Source organism: Candidatus Planktophila versatilis, from assembly GCF_002288105.1.
Lineage (GTDB): Bacteria > Actinomycetota > Actinomycetes > Nanopelagicales > Nanopelagicaceae > Planktophila > Planktophila versatilis.
In genome coordinates this window covers 1,141,293-1,161,325 of sequence record NZ_CP016774.1, presented here as the reverse complement: position 1 = coordinate 1,161,325, position 20,033 = coordinate 1,141,293, and the positions used below count along the sequence as shown (strand labels likewise).

The window sequence follows — 20,033 nt, the reverse complement described above, 5'->3', positions numbered from 1 at the left end:
GCTTAATTGCGGGGAAGTGAGTAACTACTCTTTCCACGTGCTTCAATCAAGCCATCATCTAATAGCGTAAGAAGCGCCTTCTCTAATTGTGAGGGCACATCCCACAACTGCGCAATCTCGCTCTTCTTTAAGACTTGGTTTTCACGCAGTGCTTGAACAATCGCGCCTCGGCACTGTCTATCTGTGCCATGCCATGTTTGTCGTCTTTTAACGATATCTGATTTTGGGTAATCCAAACTTCGCCAAGTGCAATCCTTTGCCACCGGACAGATTCCACACTTCGGAGTCTGCGATGTGCAGATAAGAGCGCCTAGCTCCATCGTTGCCGCCGCCCACACGTGCGCCTCATTCTTTGGGATTAACTCTTCATAGCGAGATTTCTCAGCCCTGGTTGCCGAAGCTTTGGGAGTTTCTACTCCGTCATAAAGCCTGGCAAAGAGTCTGCGGATATTGATATCAAGAACAAGTGAGCGATCGTTAAATGCGAAGGCAACCATGGCAGCGGCTGTGTATTCACCGATTCCGGGCAAGGCACGTAGCTCTGCCTCCTCGCGCGGAATACGTCCTTTGTATTGACTTGTAATTACCTTGGCACACTCATGTAAACGCAGAGCGCGACGCGGATAGCCAAGTCGTCCCCAGGCAGTAATGACTTCTGCAGGTTTGGCCTTGGCAAGGGATTCGGCAGTGGGCCAGCGCTTAATCCATTCGGTATAGACAGGAAGTACGCGAGTGACTGGAGTTTGCTGCAACATAAATTCAGAAACTAGTACACCCCAGGCATCTGTCTTTCGCCAGGGGAGATCACGCTTATTGCTCTTAAACCAGGAGATGATTTCTTTCTCGTACATTAATCACCAGTGATTTTTACGCGCGCCAGAGCTTGATCAAGACGAGAAACTTCGACAATCTCCATTCCATCAATCTTCACATCAGAGCCAGCTGGAACCAAAGCGCGTTTGAAACCTAGGCGATATGCCTCGGCTAATCTGCGAGAAACACCGCTTACTTTACGAATCTCACCCGCCAGCCCCACTTCGCCAATGGCAACCAGATCAGCGGGCAGTGCTAAGCCTTTAGCAGCTGAAGCAACTGCAAGTGCGAGAGCTAAATCGGCGGCAGGTTCGGACATCTTCATACCGCCAACAGTTGCCGCATAAACATCGCGTCCACCTACTCGAACGTGGGCACGTAACTCAAGAACTGCAAGTGTCATTGAGGTGCGGGCTGCATCGAGTCCACTTGTTACCCGCCGTGCATTTCCAAAATCATTCTCACGCCCAGCACTTACTAGTGCTTGAATCTCGGCAAGAAGTGGGCGACGACCCTCGAGGGTTACGGTGACACACGTTCCAGGTACTGGTTCGGTGTGACGACATGTAAATAGCCCCGTGGGGTCTAGCACGCTCTCTATTCCGGTATCACTGAGATCAAAACAACCAACTTCATCGCTAGCGCCAAAACGATTCTTAATTGCACGAATAAGGCGAAGTCGTGAATGACGCTCGCCTTCGAATTGAAGAACTACATCGACGATATGTTCAAGTAAACGCGGACCAGCAATAGAACCATCTTTTGTCACATGGCCAACTAATAGCAGAGTGATATCTCGATCTTTGCAGATGCGAATGAGCGCCCCTGCTACTTCTCGCACCTGTGTTACCCCACCCGGTGAGCCATCGGCAGTTGATGAACCGATAGTTTGAACCGAGTCGATGATGAGTAATTCAGGCTTGACTGCATCGATATGTGCAATGACGGCACCTAAATCTGTTTCGGACGCCAGAAATAATTGTGGGTCAATCGCGTTGATGCGCTCTGCACGTAAGCGAACTTGGGATGCAGATTCTTCACCGGAAATATAGAGCGCCGGAATTCCTTTTGCCGCACTTTGGGCGGCTACGGAAAGCAGGAGAGTTGATTTGCCAACACCTGGTTCACCGGCAAGCAATATGGCTGCACCCGGTACAAGTCCGCCACCGAGAACTCGATCTAACTCTGATACTCCGGTTGGTCTTGCGTGCGCGGCAGATAGGTCGACATCGCCAATAGCTGTTGCTTTATTTGTTACCGAACCTGCAACGAGAGAGAGCTTCTTTGGTGCAGCAAGTTCTTCAACTGTGCCCCACGCCTGGCATTCTCCGCAGCGACCAACCCACTTCTGTGAACTCCAACCGCATTCAAAACAGCGAAATGGGTCCTTCTCAACTTTGGCCATAGTCCTAGATTAGACCAGAGAACTGACTACTTACCGGCTGCGATTGTTGCTGGGTGTTGAATAACGAAGAGCGGTAGCGAGCGAGCTTGAGCATCTTTAATGCCGGCGATGCGCTTATCGCAATGCTGGGCAAGAACTGCGTATGCATCTTTACCCATGAGTTGTTGCAATTCGGCCTTGTTGGAGATGTAGACAGGTTCACTACCGACATGAGCATCGGTATTACTTGTGCAATACCAATCAAAGTCATCTCCACCATCGCCCCATGCAAGACGTTCATATTCGCCAATGACGGTGATTTGGTATTCACGTTCGCCAACTTCGCGAGTTTCAAAACTACGACGTAAGGGAAGTTGCCAACAGACATCAGGTTTTGTATCTACAAAGTGAATTTCACGCTGCTGTGCCAGGTGATGAAGCACGCAACCAAATGATCCGGTAAATCCTGGTGCTTCATGACCTTTGCGGTTAAGGAATATGCAGGCATTATTGACGGTGCGAGTCTTGCGTTCTTTATCTTCATCTAAATCGGTAATGCGAAGTTTGCCGCCAGGTTTCTTTGGGCGAGCCTCTTCATAGAATTGCCACATTTCAGGAGTCAGATATTCAGCTGCCTTACGAACGCGTTCTTCATCATCCTCATCTGAATACATCGCACCTTCGGTGCAGCATCCATCATTGGGGCGATCCTTAAATACACCTTGGCAGCCATCGCCATAGATACAGGTCCAGAATGAGGTCAACCATGTGAGGTCGCACTTGAATATTTCTTCTTCATCATTTGGATCTGCAAATTCGACCCAATCACGTGCGAAACCTGGCTTTATCTCTGACATAGTCGCAGAGCCTACGCGTACTCTTTCGCCATGGCTAATTACAAAGGCATCTCCAGAGTTGGCATCATCGGTGCCGGAACTATGGGAGAAGCATTTATTGCAGCCCTTATTCGATCTGGATTGCAACCCTCTTCAATTGCCATTGTTGTACGCAGACAAGAGCGCGGCCAAGAGCTGGCAAAGAAGTACGGTGTCACAGTTGTTGGCTTAGCTGAAACCATCTCTTCATCTGATGTTCTGCTTCTAGGAATAAAGCCCCAGGGTCTCTCAGAGTTATTGCCTGCAATTGCGCCGCATCTGCGTCCCCAAACTCTGGTGATCTCCCTCCTTGCTGGTAAAACCATCGCCGCAATCTCAGAAGGTCTAAGTGGCCATACAGCTATCGCCCGTGTGATGCCAAACACCCCAACCCTTCTGGGCAAAGGGATGGCTGGTTACTCACTAGCTACCGGCGTCACTGAAGATCAGAAGAAATTTGTTGATCAATTACTGACCGCAACCGGCAAATCACTTCTTATTCCAGAAGAGTTACAGAATGCGCTCACCGGAACAAGTGGCTCAGGACCTGCCTACTTCTTCCGTTTTGTGGAAGCGATGATTGATGGCGCTATCGCACTGGGTCTCTCCCGTGAAGATGCAACAACACTTACCGTGCAAACAATCGTTGGGTCTGCGGCCATGTTAGAAGAATCAGGTGATAGCCCAACAGTTCTTCGTGAGAAAGTCACCAGCCTGAAAGGTGCAACTGCCGAAGCACTTGGCGTCTTTAATGAAGCAGGAATTTCGAAGATTGTTGCAGATGCGATGGCTGCCTCTGCCAAACGTGCAGCAGAGTTAGCGCAGTAATGAAAAGAATTGCACTACTTCTTGTAATATCCGTAGCGCTGGCTCCATCAGCGCAAGCCGTTCAAAAGAAAGTCGCAGTGAAGAAAGTGACGACGGTTCTTAGCGTTCCTGGCGCGGAGATGCTGGCGGTATCTGGCTCCTCCATCATCACCATTGCAACGGTAGATTCACAAACAACCGATATTGCGCTGAGCGCTGTTAATGGCGCTGGAGTCTCACTCTGGCAGAAGGTCATTGATTCAGGCGTTGATGAAGTGGCGATGGCAACAACTGTTGATGGTGCGGCAAATGTGTGGCTGGCAGGCTTTTCATCGCAAGTAAAGATTGCTTCTACAGAAACAGCATCTGTCATAGCTGAAAACCCCGATGCAATCACTTTAGAAGCCGCTGAAGAATTGCGAGGAGATCTCAACGTACTCACTGTGTGGAAGATTTCCCCCGTAGGTGAACTGCTTGCAACCTATACATCTCAATACGATCTTCCTGGCCTGATCAACTCAATTTCTGTGAACAAATCTGGGTTATCAATCGTTGGCGTTCTTTCAGAGAAACCGTTTCTGCAGAACATGAGCGCTGCTGGTGAATTCTCACAACAAGCAAGTATTGGAACATCTAAGACCACAATTAACACTGTTGTTCGAAATAGTGATGGAAGTTCATCACTATTTGGTTCCAGTACCGAAACTCTAGGCGGAAAGAAGTTAGCTGGGGTTCGAGACGGTGTACTTGTTAAAACCTCCAAGTCCGGAGCAATCGCTTCTGTGGTTCGAAGCTCTGCTATCAAAGGCGATCGCTCCTGGTTAAGTGCCGATTCAAGTTTGCTCTTAAGTGGTTACGTGAAGGTTGGAAAAACTACAGAGACTGCGATTACAAAATTCACTTCGACATTTGTACCCACTTGGACAATAAGATTTGCTTCCACCGGTCAATCACGTGCCATCACTGGGGCTGGAATAAGTTATGCCGCGATGGGTTCAAAATCTGCGATTGCATCCATTACAGGATGGAAGCCAAGTAAGGCACAGCTACTGGTTGTGGTATTTGATGCAAAAGGTGCAATGACAAGTGCATTTGGTTCTAGCGAACTAAGTGAGCCGCTGGCACTTGCGTACTCAAAAGAGTTGGGAATTGTGGGCCTTGCGCTCAACGCAGATCAATCACCGGCCGTATTTCGTATCGCTGCCCGTTAAATCTAGGGACGAAACATTGAAAGTTGGCCTTTATAGCCGGCAACTAAATATCGAACTCCATTTACGACAACCCAGGCTGAGGAAATTCCAGCTGAGTTTTCCTCGGTAGAAACTAACTTAATGGTTGGTGTGCTCTTTGAATGATCTAGAACACATAACCTCTGAGCACAATTAAAGGCCGTTGCATTGCCATCTGTATTAAGGAATTTACTTGGGGCACCAAAGTTTTCAGGGGTAACCACATTTTGTTCAGGAGTGCTCGCTAGTGTGCTCCAACGAATTCGATTAGGGCTCGGCATCGTTGCCGGACTTGCAATCATCCAACTAGCACTGATTCCCGAAAGATTCTTTGCAATAGAAATATCGTAGCCAGTCATCGGAGTAAAGGACCCGGAAGCATCGAGGTTGTAATAACTCCAAGGCACAGTGGATAGTGTGTCGCGTGATGCAACCCGCACTTCACCTGATGTTGCTTCTTTGCGCTGATTAATTGTGAGAACAGAGTCATAAACAACAAAGGTCTTCTTGCCATCAAAGATAGCCTTGAGATGGAATGCCACATCGCCTGTGCTGCGGCCATCAGTCTTACGATCACCATCGACTAACTCATAGCTCCATTTCGTTGCACTCTTTAGCTTTGATGCACCAAGGAGAATGCCTTGGCTCTCATCACGATAGAAGACTTGAATTCCGGCTGCTGTTGCAACGCAGGCGCTTGAAACGCTGACATCACTTGCAGTGCGCACACGAATTGGATCTTTGTAGTCATTTACGGCAGTGCCATTTCCATCGATGATTTCATAGGTAAATGACTTGCCGTCATAACGTGCATAGCGCAGATCTCGATCTACCTTTTCGGAGTAGAAGATATGCAGAGTTTGACTTGTTCCCGACCCATTAACACATGTGGAAATTGGGCTGGTGATTGGGTTCTTAGTGCGCGGAGTGCTTCCACCTGCGCCATCAATGGTGAGCTTCCTCCAACTCTTACCTTCCCAAGTAGCAATCTTCAGACGCCCACTATTGGAATCGGTATAGAGCAGAGTTGGCTTTCTATTGAAGTTAATGCTGGTCACATTTGTAGCATCAGATGAATCATCGATTACAAATCGCTTCCATGCTGCGGTCGGGGCAACTGGTGCGGTAATCACGGCATCAGAAGTTCCATTGGAATTTGAAGCCACAATGCTGAAGGGATAACTGGTGCCATTCTTAAGGCCAGTAAAGGTTATGGGCGATGACATTCCACTTATCACTTGATCTGTCTTGAGGTTACGGACCGAGTAACTCGTTATCTGCGCGGATCGCGCATTCGCTGGTGGGTCGAAGGTAACAATGACAGCGCCATCAGAGATCAGCGCTGTTGCATTTCTTACAGCTTGCGGAATTCCAACAGCCACACCCACCGGAGGTTTGCGACGCATATCTTCCATCATCGCAAGTAGAAGCGGGCCTGGTTCGCGGAAGACTTCACCGGCATCAAGATTCGGTGTCATGATGCGATTGAGTTCAGATTTTGAATAAGTCTCTTCATCTAAATGGCTGACAGAAGATCCTTCTTCATATCGCGCAGGTGTATAAAGAAGTGGTTTCACACCGCCGTTGGCTGCTATTCCCAGAGCTCCAGACCACACAAGAGTTGATGTCAGAGCTTTGCCGAGTTCAAGTGATGGAGATGGAAGGTCGGCAAGTCTTCGACCATCTGGTAACTGTGCATATGCATCGTACGGTGTGGGTTGTTCAATAGTTCCATATCCAAAGAAATTGTCGTAGGAATCAGTTGAGAGAAAACCGAGGCCATGTCCCATTTCGTGCAAGAAGACAGATTGGAGATCATATTCATTAACGCGCGGAGCCCCGTCGTTGCGCGTATTCCAACCTGCAGTTGAATTAACCTGGATAACCATCTCTGGATTCTCAGAATCTAAATCTTTGCCAGCCAGAGCATTGGCAAGAGCCGATGGATACCAAAGACTGGGATCAGGTGCACCATCAAAGCCGGAATAGAAATTTCCTGGTCGTGCGCTACCCAGAACGCTATAGGCAGCTACCCGGCTCCACGTTGCCTCGATAGTAATTGGAACACTCGACTTAAAATTAGCACCCCATATATCTACCGCTGCTTGGAAATCTTTCTTCGCCCATTCTGGAAAATTCTTATAGTTAACGACAAACTTTGATTTCTGTTCTAGATACGCAACCTTTGGCGAACGAGTCTGCGCCTTAGCAAGTGAGGGCCCAGCGTAGATATATCCCCATGAAGTAGCTGGTGCGACCTTGAAATCATTAAGAGCATATGACTGGACTGGAGAGAGGAGGGAGAGAGCAAGAGTGAAGATTGTGAGAGCGCTGGCTGCTGTGCGTTTCATGCCTCTCATAGCGCCCAACGCTATCAGGATGCGAGAATGCAGTCATGGTCACAGTCACGGTTTATTCACGCCAAGGCTGTCATCTCTGTGAAATCGCTGAGAAAACACTTGAAGATTTGCGAAAAGAGTTAGTTTTTACTTTGGAAACACTTTATATCGATGGTAACGCCGAGCTTGAAAAACTATACGGAACAGAAGTTCCAGTCATTCATATCAATGGCGAGCACCACGATTTCTACAAAGTAGATCCGGTGAGATTTAGAACTTGCCTTGAAAAATATCGTCAGCATCAATAATTCGGTATGAATAACCTTGCTCCGCTAAGAAACGTTGGCGGTTTTGAGCAAAGTCTTGATCAATAGTGTCTCGTGAAACCACCGAATAAAATATTGCCCCACGACCATCTGCCTTAGGTCGCAAAATTCGCCCTAAACGTTGCGCCTCTTCTTGGCGAGAACCAAAGGCTCCGGAAACCTGAATAGCAATTGTTGCCTCTGGTAGATCAATAGAAAAGTTTGCAACCTTTGAGACAACAAGACAGGTAATTTCACCGGTGCGAAATGCTGCAAATAATCGTTCCCGTTCTTTCTGCGGCGTCTCACCTTTAATCACCGGAACTCCAAGAGTTTCTGATAAATCATCGAGTTGATCTAGATACTGACCAATAACAAGAATCTGCTCATTGGCATGGTGAGCCACAATCTCTTCGACAACATTTCGCTTGGTTCGAGTAGTTGCGCAATATCGGTAACGTTCTTCTGGCTCAGCAGTTGCATAGGCAAGGCGCTCGGCTTCGGTGAGATTTACTCGCACCTCAATACATTCAGCTGGTGCGATATATCCCTGCGCTTCAATCTCTTTCCAAGGAACATCAAAACGCTTAGGACCGATGAGTGAGAAGACTTCACCCTCCATGCCATCTTCCCGGACAAGAGTTGCAGTTAGGCCTAACCGTCTGCGAGATTGAATATCGGCTGTGAAACGAAAGATTGGCGCAGGTAATAGATGCACTTCGTCATAGATGATCAGCCCCCAGTCGTGAGTATCAAAGAGATCAAGGTGGGCATAGACGCCATTCTTCTTCTTTGTCATCACTTGGTATGTGGCAATTGTTACCGGGCGAATCTCTTTCTTTGAGCCAGAGTATTCACCGATCTCGTCATCATTAAGGGTTGTGCGCTTAAGTAATTCAGAACGCCATTGACGGGCGGCAATGGTGTTGGTGACAAGAATGAGAGTCGTAGCTTTCGCATGCGCCATCGCGGCAGCGCCCACAATTGTCTTTCCAGCTCCACACGGAAGAACTACAACACCTGAACCACCATGCCAAAATCCTTCAGCGGCATGCTCTTGGTATTGGCGAATCTTCCAGCCATCTTGCTTGAGCGCAATCTCATGTGCTTGGCCATCGACATAACCTGCAAAATCTTCGGCTGGCCAGCCAAGGCGAAGAAGTGATTGCTTAATCTGACCGCGTTGGCTGGGGTGCACTGCAATTGTTTCATTATCAATTCTTATACCAAGTAGCGGAGCGATCTTCTTCGCACGGATTACTTCTTCCAGCACTCCAACGTCAGTGGTGGCAAGGATAAGTCCATGAACAGGGTCAGCTTCTAGTCGCAGGCGACCATATCGAGACATCGTTTCGGCAACATCAACAAGTAGTGAATGAGGAACCGCATAGCGCGAAAACTTAATCAGAGTATCAATTACTAGCTCTGCATCGTGTCCAGCAGCGCGTGCATTCCAGAGTCCAAGATTGGTTAAGCGGTAGGTATGAATATGTTCAGGGGAGCGCTCTAGCTCTGCAAAGGGTGCAATTGCGCGTCTGCATTCAGTGGAAAGTATGTGGTCAACATCAAGAAGAAGTGTTTTATCGCTCTGGACGATTAATGGGCCATCGCTCATGAGAGTAAATCCTTAATAAAGGCATGCAAGAAATCGCTGCGGGGTTGCATGGAGGAAATACTGACCCATTCATGTGGTGCATGTGCTCCGCCACCGACGGCACCAAGTCCATCTAGAACTTGCGCACCAGCTGCTGCAGCAAAGTTTCCATCGCTAGCCCCACCTACTTCGACCGAACCTAAGGCAGGCATTCCCATTGCTGCCGCAACTTTCTCGGCTCGCTCATAGAGTGCTTTGGTAGAAGTGGGTTGTAGTGGGGGACGATTAAGGCCGCCAGTAACTTCAATACGAGCGTTGGGATTTTCGGCAACGAGCGTGCGAATCTCGCGATCAATTCTTTCCAGTTCTGATTGTGAAAATGAGCGGGCATCAATATCAAGTGTTGCTAAATCAGGAACGGTATTGGCTGTATTTCCAGAGCTGAGCAGGGTTGGCACAACAGTCGTTCCATGTTCAATATTTTCCAAAGCGGAAAGCTTAAGAATTATGTGAGCAATTTCAGTAGTGGAGTTGACTCCCTTTTCGGGTTCGAGGCCAGCGTGAGATGCCAGGCCATGGACTGCAATCTGATACATCGCAGTTCCTTTCCGACCTGTCTTCACCTTTCCATCAAGTGATGCTTCAAGGACTAGAACTGCCTTCGCCTTTGATGAGACTTCTTTAATCAAAGCTTTTGAGCAATGACTTCCGGTCTCTTCATCGGTAGTTGCAATGAGGGCAACAGATCCTTCAATTCCCTTAAGGGCATAGAGTGCTTGAATAAATCCAGCCTTCATATCAAATGTGCCAGGCCCGCGCAGAACATCGCCCTTGATCTCCCAGATTGGTTGATAGGAACCAATCGGCCAGACGGTGTCGAGGTGAGCAAGAATGACCACATCAGGTGATTCAGCGCCCCACCAAAAAACAGGACGGCCTTCAATCTCTTTTATCTGTGCCGGAACACCAAGTACTCGGGTGGCAATATCACTGGCAAGTGTGACAACCGACCGACATGCACCGAGATCATCGCTGGGTGATTCACAGCGAACAAGTGCTTCTAGGGCGGCCAACATAGGCTCAAGTCTGCCGTATTGGGCCACCTTCTCGCTTGTCATAGCGCAGCCACCCCTGTGATTCGAGCGATTCTAAAGGTCTGCACTTCACCGGTGGCGTGATCTCGCGCGACAAGTGAGCCGGCCGAGAGTTTTAAGGGATCAATAATGCGGTGAGAAACGAGGCCATTGTTATCGGCATAGCCAATAGAGAGCGATGTTGATGGTTGATTCTGCAAGTAATCACTTAAGAGTTCGAGGGTTTCATTTGCAGTTGTGCGAGGAAGTGAACCCAACGCCTCTGTTGCAATATTGCGCATGGTGCTCTGCTTACGACTTGATTTCTCACCGGTGCGAAGCGCTCGCAAAGCTCCTTGAATATGAATTTCATCGGGGCGATCAATTTCACCGATAATTCTTGGAGGCCGTGCCTTACTTTGGGCACGTTGAATACGAGGACCACTGAGCAACAACCCGCGAGAATCTTCTGCTGCAGGCAAGTAGCCACAACTGCGCAACACATTCATCGCCTCTGCTGCATCGTGGCCACAGATAAGCACCTCAGGTGCAATCTTGCGCAGACCCAAGATCTCAAGTCGCTTATCTCCCATGATTTGGGTAATGAGAGCTGAATCCTCACAACGGATAAATGAAGCGGTATTTCCCACACGCAATTTTCCATGTTTCTTGGCAACATCGGCGATTAAGTACTCAAGTGGTTGCGGCATAGGAGTCTTTGATGTCTTGGCTAGGAATTTAGTAATTTCTTCACCAGTGCGTCCATGATCGAGTCCTCTGCGAATCGAGCTTTCCGAGAATCGATAGACAGTTGCACCACCCCGTGATTCCACATCTGCAATCAGGGCTAAATCTTGCGCTACTTCATGTTCCAGTGGCCCTGGTGCGATTGCGGTGTTATCACTCTGAATAAGTATGTGATCAACAGGCTGTGGCAGATCTGTATTAATTGATTCGTTGTCGCCACCCTGCAAGAAATCAATACCGTATGCGGAGATAACTCCTTGGCCGGTAATTCCCAGCCATTCGGCTTCGCGCAGCGTCCATGTCACGTAATCGAGTTGCAGCCCACCAGAGCGTTTACTCGGTGCCAGCCACTGCGCAGATTGATGTAGTGAATCTAAATCTGGAGCGATAGCAGAATTTTCATTGAGCAGTTGCAGAACCAATCGTCTGGTGGCCGCAGCCATTGAACGATCTAACTCGGGCCCTAGTGGTGCAACATTCTTCTGTCCCTCTTTGCCAACAAGACCTGACATTCGCGATGAGATATACCAAGCAGATGCCAGTGATTGCCAACGCACAGAAACACTCTGGGTAAGCCAGATATCAAATTGGTGAGTAGGCAATATTTTGTCATCCGGATCAATTGTGAGCAGCCCTGCAAGATATGAAACTTCTGCAACAAATGCCGCACACGTTTCATCGACACCTAGATGAGCCGATAGCTCCTTTAGTTCTCGCACACCCAAACCACCCGAACGAAGTGCTGTGGCAGGCTCTTGCGCCCAAAAGTTCAATACTTCTTCTGTCCAGCGAAGGAAGGTGGTGATATTTGCAATCGCAGCTAGTTGCACATTACGCAGATCACGGGTTGTGCCAGTAACTGAGGGCTGAACGTTTTCAAGTTGGCGATGAACTTTATTTCCACGCAAGTACAGCGCTACCTCGCGCGGCATAACAACGGTTTGTTGATTAAATGCAATCAGAAACTTTTCATCTAGTAACCACTGAACACCAGCAGATGGCTTCTTGAGATCACTGATGGCGCCACGTGGTGGTCCCCAGAACATGGCATCAAGAACTTTTTTCGCTGCATCCGGTGCTTCTTCTAACTTCTTTAACTTCAGAGTTCCAAGAGATGCGGGGCCGAGCCCAGCAATTTCATTTCCGAGTACTTCCCGCAGCGTTGATGGCACGCGAAGACCATCTTTATCCTGATAGATCAGACCTCGTTCAATCAGCCCAGGCAGAACAAAGAGGGCAGACTTTTCTGTGACCGAAGCAATTTCCTTTTCCGTAAATGGTTCATTCATCACGGCACACGCTTCAAGAACCTGTAGCTGCCACTTGTTGAGTCCATCAACTGCGCGGGCAAGACTGGGTGCAGAAGATGCACGCACTGCCAGGCTTGCGATATCTGGTGGAACCGGAGTGATCAGATCAGGACGATATGAAAATATGGCGATGAGCGCGGCATCATCGAGTGCGCGTAGGTAATCGGCGTAAGAACGAATTTCCATAACCTGCCAACGATAGCCGTTAGTGAGGTTGATGTGCCAATCGAGTTAGCGTTTGCGAGGAGAGAGCAGGGTTGCAAGGGCAGCAAGTCTGCTGACAGCTGGCCCAAGTAAACGGTTGACGAATCGAGCTCTACGAAAATCGTGAATTGGCCATCCTTCTGCAAGTGCGCGAATACGAAGAATGGCATCAGGATTTATTGCGCAAGGGTGGCCAACCGCTTGCAACAAAGGAATGTCGTTGTGGCTATCTGAGTATGAATAGCAATCTTGGAGGATAAATCCATGTTCGTCTGAAAGTCTTTGTATTGCTTTTGCTTTCTCTATTCCGTGCAGAAGTTTTCCTTCTAGTTCACCGGTGTAGACACCATTTTTAATACTTGCCTTACTGCCAAGTGCTCCTGTTAATCCGAGACGTTGAGCGATGATGTCTGCCATATCTTGAGGAGCAGCTGTTACTAGCCAAACTTCTTCACCGCGATCTAGATGAGACTTTGCAATCTCAAATGTTCCTTGCCACAATTTTGGTGAGACGAATTCATCGTAAATCTCTTCTCCAACTTTTTTAATCTCTTCAACTTTATGGCCACCGATAAAATCAGTAGCCGCATTTTGGAACTTTTCAATTACTTCCTTCTTTTCCGTACCTGTCATGCGAAAACGTAGGTTGGCGACCACGAATCGAGAGATATCGGCTTTTGTGAAGAAGCCGCGCTGGTACATGCCTCGTCCGAGAAAGTAGAGGGTTGACCCTCGCACGAGGGTGTTATCTACATCGAAAAAGGCGGCTCGATTTGCTGTGAGTGCCATGTCACTACCCTAGCGATACGCGGTAGAAATAGACGCTTTATGATTAGGGGCATGAGTTCGATTGTCCACGTTATCCGTCATGGTGAAGTGGAGAATCCTGAAAAAATTCTCTATGGCCGCCAACCCGGATGGCGACTGTCACAGCGCGGGCAAGAGATGGCGCAGGCGATTGGTGATTGGTCTAAGTCAATTGATCTCGGTGCAGTGCATGCTTCACCCTTGCAACGTGCGCAAGAGACAGCAGCACCAATTGCGCGGGCACACTCACTTGATATCACCACAGATGAAAAATTAATCGAAGCTGCCAATATATTTGAAGGTAAGAAATTCGAACTTGGTAGCGGGGTTCTTAGACACCCATCTTCATGGAAACATCTGGTTAATCCCTGGAAACCATCATGGGGTGAACCTTATGAAGAGCAAATTTCACGGATGTTAGCTGCTGTTTTTCAAGCACGAGATGCTGCGCAAGGCAAAGATGCAATTGTTGTTTCACATCAACTACCTATCTGGATTCTCAGAAGTGCTATTGAGGGGCGAAGATTGATTCACGACCCACGCAAGCGCCAGTGCACATTGGCATCGGTGACTAGCGTTCACTTTGATGACGAGGGAATGATTTCTGGAACCTCCTACTCCGAACCAGCAAAGCATCTTTTGCCACAGAAATAAAATGAAGAAATTTATTCCGGTAGTTATGGCGCTCTTACTGTTGGTGGGATGCAGCAATGGTGGCGCATCGAAAGCGGAAGAGAGTTACATCTCTGGCGATGGAGCGGTTACATTTATCAACTCCAGTGATCGCATTCCTGCTCCAGCAATTTCAGGAATGACGCTACTTGGAACCAATTACACGTATTCAGTAGGAAAGGTCGGCATTGTTAATGTGTGGGCTTCTTGGTGCTCACCATGTAGAGCTGAAGAGCCAGCCCTCTCCGCACTTGCAACCATGTATCCAGAAGTGGCATTTATCGGGATATTAACGCGTGATAATCCAGTCAATGCTGAAGCATTTGTGCGAAAGCGAAACATTCCGTACCCCACTTTGATCGATGACTCAATTCTTATTGGGTTTAGAAAATCGCTGCCCGCCAATGCAATTCCCTCAACAGTTGTCATTGATAAGCAAGGAAATGTCGCCGCACGCATATCCGGTGCCGTCACAGTCTCATCTTTGAAGGATTTAATAGAAAAGGTTTTGGCAGAATGACCGATTTTATTGTTAACCAGATTATGAGTGGATTTTTGCTGACCGCTATGCCACTAGCAATAGTGGCAGGAGTGGTCTCATTTATATCTCCTTGCGTTCTACCTCTTGTTCCTGGCTACCTCGCCTTCGCTGCCGGCTTTTCGAATTCTCGTGGGAAAGTGCTTCTTGGCTCACTCCTATTTGTAGCTGGGTTTAGCGCACTCTTTATCTCTTACGGTGCTCTGTTCGGAGCACTTGGCTCGCGCGTTGCGACCAATGAAGAGTTAATTACCCGGGTACTTGGCATATTTACCATTCTGATGGGACTAATTTTTATTGGACTATTTCCCATGATGCCCACTCTTAAACCAAAGATTTCAACCACGGGCGGACTTATTGGCGCACCATTGCTCGGATTCCTTTTCGGTGTTGGCTGGACACCATGCATTGGTCCAGCCCTTGCCACAGTGCAGACCTTAGCTTTTCAAGAATCAAGTGCGGTGCGCGGTGCGATTCTTTCACTAGGTTATTGCCTTGGTCTTGGAATTCCGTTTATTGCCACCGGGCTGTATTTAGATAAATCTCAATCTTTGCGAAAATTCATGGTGCGAAGAGGTGACTTGATTACAAAGTTTGGTGGCTCTCTTCTTATTGTGATTGGCGTGCTGCAACTTTTGGGATTCTGGTCAGATCTCATGATTTCCCTACGTTCACTTATCTCAGATTTTAGCCCGGTGATCTAATGACAGAACAGAGAGAGTTACCAGAGTTAGGTTTTGTGGCTTTATCTAGATACGCATGGCGACAGCTGACAAGCATGCGCACCGCGTTAATACTTCTCATGCTGATGGGAATAGCGGCAATACCTGGCTCGTTAATTCCGCAAAGACCAATAAACCCAATGGCCGTCCGTGATTTCTTTAGTAGCAATCCCGAGCTCGCTCGTTGGTATGACCGAGCATCACTTTTTGAGGTCTATGCCTCACCGTGGTTTAGTGCAATTTACATCCTTCTTTTCATCTCACTCATTGGTTGCGTACTTCCACGTTCAGTTGAACACTACAAAGCAATGCTGGCAAAACCTCCTGCGACTCCTAAGAATTTAGCTCGACTTGCGCATTATGAAAACTTTTCAGCCACACCGGGCGCTCTTGAGCGTGCGAGCAGTTGGTTTAGTAAGAATAGATTTCGAGTTCGAGTTGAAGAGAATTCACTCTCAGCAGAGAAAGGTTATCTGCGAGAAACTGGAAACCTACTCTTTCATCTCTCCTTAATCTTAATCTTGATAGGAGTCAGCTTCGGTTCTCTCTTCGGCATGAATGGTTATGCCATTGTCAATGTGGGCGAAAGATTTATCAATGTGCCCACAACGTATGACTCGCTCTCATTTGGAAAACTTAAGAGCGATAACTCCTTGCAACCCTTCCAAATCAAGGTTGATAAATTCCTTGCCAAGTACGATCCGAAGACAAGTGCCCCACTTGATTACACCGCGTGGGTGACGGTCACAGACGAAGGCAAAACTCAGAAGCAGACAATTAAGGTCAATAAGCCACTCACCTTTGGAAACGCTCGTGTATATCTCCAGGCAAATGGGTATAGCCCAGTTGTCACAGTGCGCGATGAACTTAAGAACGTTGTATTTCAAGGCCCCGTGCCATTTCTGCCGCAAGATGGAAACTTACGATCTATCGGCGCAATTAAAGTTCCAGATGTGCAACCTTCCATTGGCTTCGTTGCCTCATTTGTTCCCACCAATGCCCGAACAGCTTCACAGGGTGCGGTATCAATCTATCCAGAGTTACTTGATCCGAAACTACTCTTTTCTATCTGGGAAGGTGACCTCGGACTAGATTCTGGAGTGCCTCAATCTGTTTACAAAATTGATACATCTACCTTGAAGCAGATTGGCCTTGGTTCAGTTAAGCCGGGTGATACATATAACTATCCTGGCGGCTCCATCACACTGGAGACCGTTCTTCCATGGGTCAATCTGCAGGTAGTGCAAGATCCCGGAAAGAGTTATGCGCTCATCGGCGCTATTCTTGCCATCGCAGGTCTACTTACTTCCCTTTACGGTCGTCGTCGCAGAATCTGGATTCGCGTGACAGATAGTGGAGTTGAAGTCGCAGGACTGGCAAAAAATAGTGCGCCAGGTCTTGAAGTAGAAGTTAATAAATTTATTTCATTTGTTAAGGGAGAGCGGTAATGCAGACTACGTGGGCGTATATCTCTAACTACTTCGTTTACTCTGCAATGGCAGTTTTCACCTTTTCATTTATCGCACATGCATTTGAAACTGCTTTTGCCGTGCGCACACCGGAGAATGCTGATTCAACAGCTGGAAATCTTCTGGTAAAAACTTTAGATTACAAGCGCACGGAAAAAACTGCTCGTATCGCGACAGCCCTGATGATTTTGGGATTCGTTTTATTACTCGCAGGCGTTGTCGCTCGTGGGATTTCTGCCAAGCATGTCCCATGGGGAAATATGTATGAGTTCTCAATCACCGGAGCACTTGCATTTACCGGCGCTTACTTAATTGCGTTGCGAAAGCACGATCTTCGTTGGCTCGGACTCTTTGTATCGATCTCTGTTCTTCTCACACTTGGCACAGCAGTCACGTTGTTATATCGCGATAGCTCACCACTTGTTCCTGCGTTGAAGTCACCATGGCTTGTTATCCATGTAATTGCCGCAATTGTCTCTGGTGGAGTCTTCTTACTTGCAAATGTAGTCGCAGGTGCTTATCTCTATCTTGAAAGAGTTGAAGAGAGTGGCGCACGTCCTGCTTGGCTGCAACGAGTACCGAGCCTTGAAGTTTTGGATCAACTTTCCTATCGCCTGGTTGCATTTGTATTTCCACTCTGGACTTTTTCTGTCATTGCCGGTGCCATCTGGGCAGAAGCTGCTTGGGGTCGTTACTGGGGTTGGGATCCAAAAGAAACCTGGGCATTTATCACCTGGGTTGCATATGCCGCTTACTTACATGCGCGCGTAACTGTTGGCTGGCGCGGACGCCGAGCTGCCTGGCTCTGTATTTTTGCCGGATCTACATTCTTATTTAATTACGTATATGTCAACGTGTGGGGAACCGGAAAACACACTTACTCTGGGCTGTAAAAGTTTCTATATTCTGCGCAAGAAATCTGGATCATCATCAGGAGGCAAGATTCGCTTCTGTGGCTTTCGCTTAGGCAGGTTCTTCAATGGGTTTCTTCCAATAACCAAATAGGCAATTGGACCAAAAATTCCAGTCAAGAGAATAATGATTAACCAGCCCCACTTAGGCAATTTCTGAATTTGAGTTTCATCCCGACGAGCACAATCAATAAAGGTGTAGAGAGTCAGTGCCACCGATAAAATCAGTAGTAAACCTGTCAATTTAATCATGCTCCAATTGTATTCACTTAGAGTGCTAACGAGCCAGCAAAGGTTATCGCAAAGAGAAGTTGTAACTTACCTGTGCTCCCCAGAAGCGGAATTAGCTGGCTCCCGGTAGCTCCCTGCAGCACCTTTTTGGATATGAAATACGCCATAGGAACGGTGATGAGAGTTAAAAGAACCCAGATATGTCCGGTCAGGGCGGCAAAGATATAGGCAGATACCAGCAAGAGTACAAAAAATACTCTCGAACCGCGATCACCTAAGCGCACCGCAAGCGTGCGCTTTCCAACTAGCTCGTCTTGTTGCCGGTCGCGAATGTTATTTATTGCAAGGAGTGCACACGATAGTGAGCCCATCGGAACGGAGGCGGCAAATGAAACCCAGTTAATTTCTAAGGTCTGCACGTAATAACTTCCCATCGTGGCTACAACTCCAAAGAAGATAAAGACAGACATCTCACCCAAACCTTTATAACCATAGGGATTGCTTCCACCGGTGTAACCCCATGCAGCAGCAATTGCTATGACCCCCAGAAGAATGACCCACCACGATGACAGCGCAGCTAAGGCAATACCGGCGATAGATGCGGCTGCAAATGAGAGTATCGCTGCCCGCTTCACGGATTCTGCTGGTGCTAAACCTGACGCAGTTAAACGAATGGGACCAATGCGATTGTCATCTGTTCCGCGAATACCATCGGAATAATCATTTGAGTAATTGACGGCAATTTGAAGACAGAGGCTGACAGTCAGTGCGAGAAGTGCTTGAACAGGTTTGAAATCAGTACCAGCTAAGACTGTAGCAACTAGAACTGGGGCGATAGCTGCAGGTAGCGTGCGCGGACGAGCACCTTGAATCCAGATATTAATGGGTACCCTCCTGGTGCAACTCGGCTAACTTCTTGCGATCTACCTTACCGATACCAATCAGGGGTAATTCGGCAAGAGTTAAAAACCCTCTTGGTTTCGCCTCCGGACCAAATTCCTCAACTAAAAACTCTGTCATTAATTTCTGATCTGCTGGTGTATCGCCAGCAAAAGCAAGATGTAGCGCATCGCCCCATTCGGAATTTTTCACTCCAAAGGCTGCGAGAGTAAGAGCGGGGAATCTATTCTGTAGAAAGCGTTCAACAGCGCTGATGGAGATGTTAACGCCGCCACAGATAAGAACGTCATCGACTCTACCTTCAACAATAAGTCTGCCATTTTCTAACTTTCCGAAATCAGAAGTGAAGAACCACCCATCGTGCATTTCTTGCTTCCATAATGACTCTGCTCCGATGTAGCTGGTTGCAAGTACTGACCCTTTAATTGCAATCCGGTTTCCCTCAACGATTTTTACTTCAACTCCAGCTAGCGCTTGACCGTTATAGATGCAGCCTCCGCACGTTTCAGTCATCCCGTAAGTAGTAACAATGTTGATGCCGGCAGCAGTAGCTTCTTTTCTGAGCTCATCAGATAAAGCGGCGCCACCGACGAGCACAGCTTTAGCATCTACTAGATGCTTCAGTAGATTGGAATCACCTTTGAGTGCGCGAAATAAGTGGGTGGGAACAATCGCTGTGAAATCAACTTTTGGATATGGCCCTTGCTGCTTTCGCAGATCAACAGGTTCAGTTCCGAGTTCGAGGCAGCGGATCAGCACATTAATACCTGCAATATGTGTTGCCGGCAGTAGCAGCGACCAGGTATCACCGGGGGATGCAGCTAAAAATTTATTTGACCCTTGGGCAGATGAAACAAGTGCTGCTGCCGAGAGCCCGACCTCTTTTGCTACCCCGGAACTTCCGGTCGTAGCAACTACAAGGCTGATATCGCCATCGACAATTCTGGTAGCGCTCTGCCCAAGAGAAAGTGCTGGGCCCTGTGATGCCAAAGCTTCTGCCAGGCGTGCCATTAACTCGCGCACACTCCACTCGGGATTGGCTGCGAGAAGTTCTCGTTGTGCGTTCTGCTCCATTGCCCGCGTAGGCTATCGCTCGTAGACCA

19 protein-coding genes are annotated in these 20,033 nt (G+C 48.0%); 8 read left to right on the top strand and 11 right to left on the bottom strand.

All coding sequences use genetic code 11. The annotated features are described in order from the left end of the window. Positions 1-2 precede the first annotated feature (2 nt). Genes A1sIA79_RS06015 through A1sIA79_RS06005 form a run of 3 tightly spaced genes read right to left on the bottom strand, consistent with a single transcriptional unit; the run spans position 3 to position 3,054 of the window. A complete protein-coding gene (locus tag A1sIA79_RS06015) occupies positions 3-851 on the bottom strand; it encodes an HhH-GPD family protein (protein ID WP_095675287.1) in 849 nt (282 codons plus the stop codon). Continuing rightward, positions 851-2,218 (bottom strand): DNA repair protein RadA, encoded by a 1,368-nt coding sequence (gene radA, locus A1sIA79_RS06010; protein ID WP_095675286.1) that lies wholly within the window; start codon positions 2,216-2,218, stop codon positions 851-853. Before radA ends, A1sIA79_RS06015 begins: the two co-directional genes overlap by 1 nt. Before the next feature lie 26 nt (positions 2,219-2,244). Continuing rightward, on the bottom strand, positions 2,245-3,054 hold the full coding sequence (locus A1sIA79_RS06005; protein WP_095675285.1) for a DUF3109 family protein: 810 nt from the start codon (positions 3,052-3,054) through the stop codon (positions 2,245-2,247). A 30-nt stretch (positions 3,055-3,084) separates the two neighbouring features. Here A1sIA79_RS06005 and proC point away from each other — a divergent pair, with 30 nt between their 5' ends. Both proC and A1sIA79_RS05995 read left to right on the top strand, forming a co-directional pair. Beyond that, complete coding sequence (gene proC, locus A1sIA79_RS06000; protein ID WP_190277049.1) at positions 3,085-3,900, top strand: pyrroline-5-carboxylate reductase; 816 nt, start codon at positions 3,085-3,087, stop codon at positions 3,898-3,900. Then, positions 3,900-5,090: a hypothetical protein gene (locus A1sIA79_RS05995; protein ID WP_095675284.1), complete on the top strand. Its 1,191-nt coding sequence runs from the start codon at positions 3,900-3,902 to the stop codon at positions 5,088-5,090. The genes proC and A1sIA79_RS05995 overlap by 1 nt, the downstream gene beginning before the upstream one ends. Positions 5,091-5,092: 2 nt before the next feature. Here A1sIA79_RS05995 and A1sIA79_RS05990 read toward each other — a convergent pair whose 3' ends face one another. Continuing rightward, the gene (locus A1sIA79_RS05990) at positions 5,093-7,459 is read right to left on the bottom strand and encodes a fibronectin type III domain-containing protein (RefSeq protein ID WP_223298346.1); all 2,367 of its coding nucleotides are present in this window, start codon (positions 7,457-7,459) and stop codon (positions 5,093-5,095) included. A gap of 44 nt (positions 7,460-7,503) precedes the next feature. Between A1sIA79_RS05990 and A1sIA79_RS05985 the strand changes: the two genes are divergently transcribed. After that, positions 7,504-7,755: a glutaredoxin family protein gene (locus tag A1sIA79_RS05985; protein ID WP_095675282.1), complete on the top strand. Its 252-nt coding sequence runs from the start codon at positions 7,504-7,506 to the stop codon at positions 7,753-7,755. Here the strand turns inward: A1sIA79_RS05985 and A1sIA79_RS05980 are convergent. The 4 genes from A1sIA79_RS05980 to A1sIA79_RS05965 are packed head-to-tail and all read right to left on the bottom strand — an operon-like array spanning position 7,718 to position 13,469. After that, positions 7,718-9,367, bottom strand: coding sequence for a DNA repair helicase XPB (locus tag A1sIA79_RS05980; protein ID WP_095675281.1), 1,650 nt, complete (start codon positions 9,365-9,367; stop codon positions 7,718-7,720). The two genes, A1sIA79_RS05985 and A1sIA79_RS05980, sit on opposite strands and share 38 nt — an antisense overlap. Then, positions 9,364-10,464 (bottom strand): M20/M25/M40 family metallo-hydrolase, encoded by a 1,101-nt coding sequence (locus A1sIA79_RS05975; RefSeq protein ID WP_223298345.1) that lies wholly within the window; start codon positions 10,462-10,464, stop codon positions 9,364-9,366. Before A1sIA79_RS05975 ends, A1sIA79_RS05980 begins: the two co-directional genes overlap by 4 nt. Then, positions 10,461-12,662, bottom strand: coding sequence for a helicase-associated domain-containing protein (locus tag A1sIA79_RS05970; RefSeq protein WP_095675280.1), 2,202 nt, complete (start codon positions 12,660-12,662; stop codon positions 10,461-10,463). Before A1sIA79_RS05970 ends, A1sIA79_RS05975 begins: the two co-directional genes overlap by 4 nt. 45 nt (positions 12,663-12,707) lie before the next feature. Further along, positions 12,708-13,469, bottom strand: coding sequence for an HAD family hydrolase (locus A1sIA79_RS05965; RefSeq protein ID WP_095675279.1), 762 nt, complete (start codon positions 13,467-13,469; stop codon positions 12,708-12,710). A 51-nt stretch (positions 13,470-13,520) separates the two neighbouring features. Here A1sIA79_RS05965 and A1sIA79_RS05960 point away from each other — a divergent pair, with 51 nt between their 5' ends. The 5 genes from A1sIA79_RS05960 to ccsB are packed head-to-tail and all read left to right on the top strand — an operon-like array spanning position 13,521 to position 17,781. Beyond that, complete coding sequence (locus A1sIA79_RS05960) at positions 13,521-14,141, top strand: histidine phosphatase family protein (RefSeq protein ID WP_095675278.1); 621 nt, start codon at positions 13,521-13,523, stop codon at positions 14,139-14,141. 1 nt (position 14,142) lies between these two features. Beyond that, complete coding sequence (locus A1sIA79_RS05955; protein WP_095675277.1) at positions 14,143-14,679, top strand: TlpA family protein disulfide reductase; 537 nt, start codon at positions 14,143-14,145, stop codon at positions 14,677-14,679. After that, positions 14,676-15,401, top strand: a complete 726-nt coding sequence (locus A1sIA79_RS05950; protein WP_095675276.1) for a cytochrome c biogenesis CcdA family protein — start codon at positions 14,676-14,678, stop codon at positions 15,399-15,401. The genes A1sIA79_RS05955 and A1sIA79_RS05950 overlap by 4 nt, the downstream gene beginning before the upstream one ends. After that, entirely contained in the window at positions 15,401-16,867 is a 1,467-nt protein-coding gene (gene resB, locus A1sIA79_RS05945) for a cytochrome c biogenesis protein ResB (RefSeq protein WP_095675275.1), read from the top strand. The genes A1sIA79_RS05950 and resB overlap by 1 nt, the downstream gene beginning before the upstream one ends. Beyond that, positions 16,867-17,781, top strand: a complete 915-nt coding sequence (gene ccsB, locus A1sIA79_RS05940) for a c-type cytochrome biogenesis protein CcsB (RefSeq protein ID WP_095675274.1) — start codon at positions 16,867-16,869, stop codon at positions 17,779-17,781. Before resB ends, ccsB begins: the two co-directional genes overlap by 1 nt. 6 nt (positions 17,782-17,787) lie before the next feature. Here ccsB and A1sIA79_RS05935 read toward each other — a convergent pair whose 3' ends face one another. The 3 genes from A1sIA79_RS05935 to A1sIA79_RS05925 are packed head-to-tail and all read right to left on the bottom strand — an operon-like array spanning position 17,788 to position 20,004. Then, positions 17,788-18,051, bottom strand: coding sequence for a PLD nuclease N-terminal domain-containing protein (locus A1sIA79_RS05935; RefSeq protein ID WP_095675273.1), 264 nt, complete (start codon positions 18,049-18,051; stop codon positions 17,788-17,790). 17 nt (positions 18,052-18,068) lie between these two features. Next, complete coding sequence (locus A1sIA79_RS05930) at positions 18,069-18,914, bottom strand: 1,4-dihydroxy-2-naphthoate polyprenyltransferase (RefSeq protein WP_095675272.1); 846 nt, start codon at positions 18,912-18,914, stop codon at positions 18,069-18,071. Then, the gene (locus tag A1sIA79_RS05925; protein ID WP_095675271.1) at positions 18,910-20,004 is read right to left on the bottom strand and encodes an AMP-binding protein; all 1,095 of its coding nucleotides are present in this window, start codon (positions 20,002-20,004) and stop codon (positions 18,910-18,912) included. Before A1sIA79_RS05925 ends, A1sIA79_RS05930 begins: the two co-directional genes overlap by 5 nt. Between the last annotated feature and the right edge of the window lie 29 nt (positions 20,005-20,033).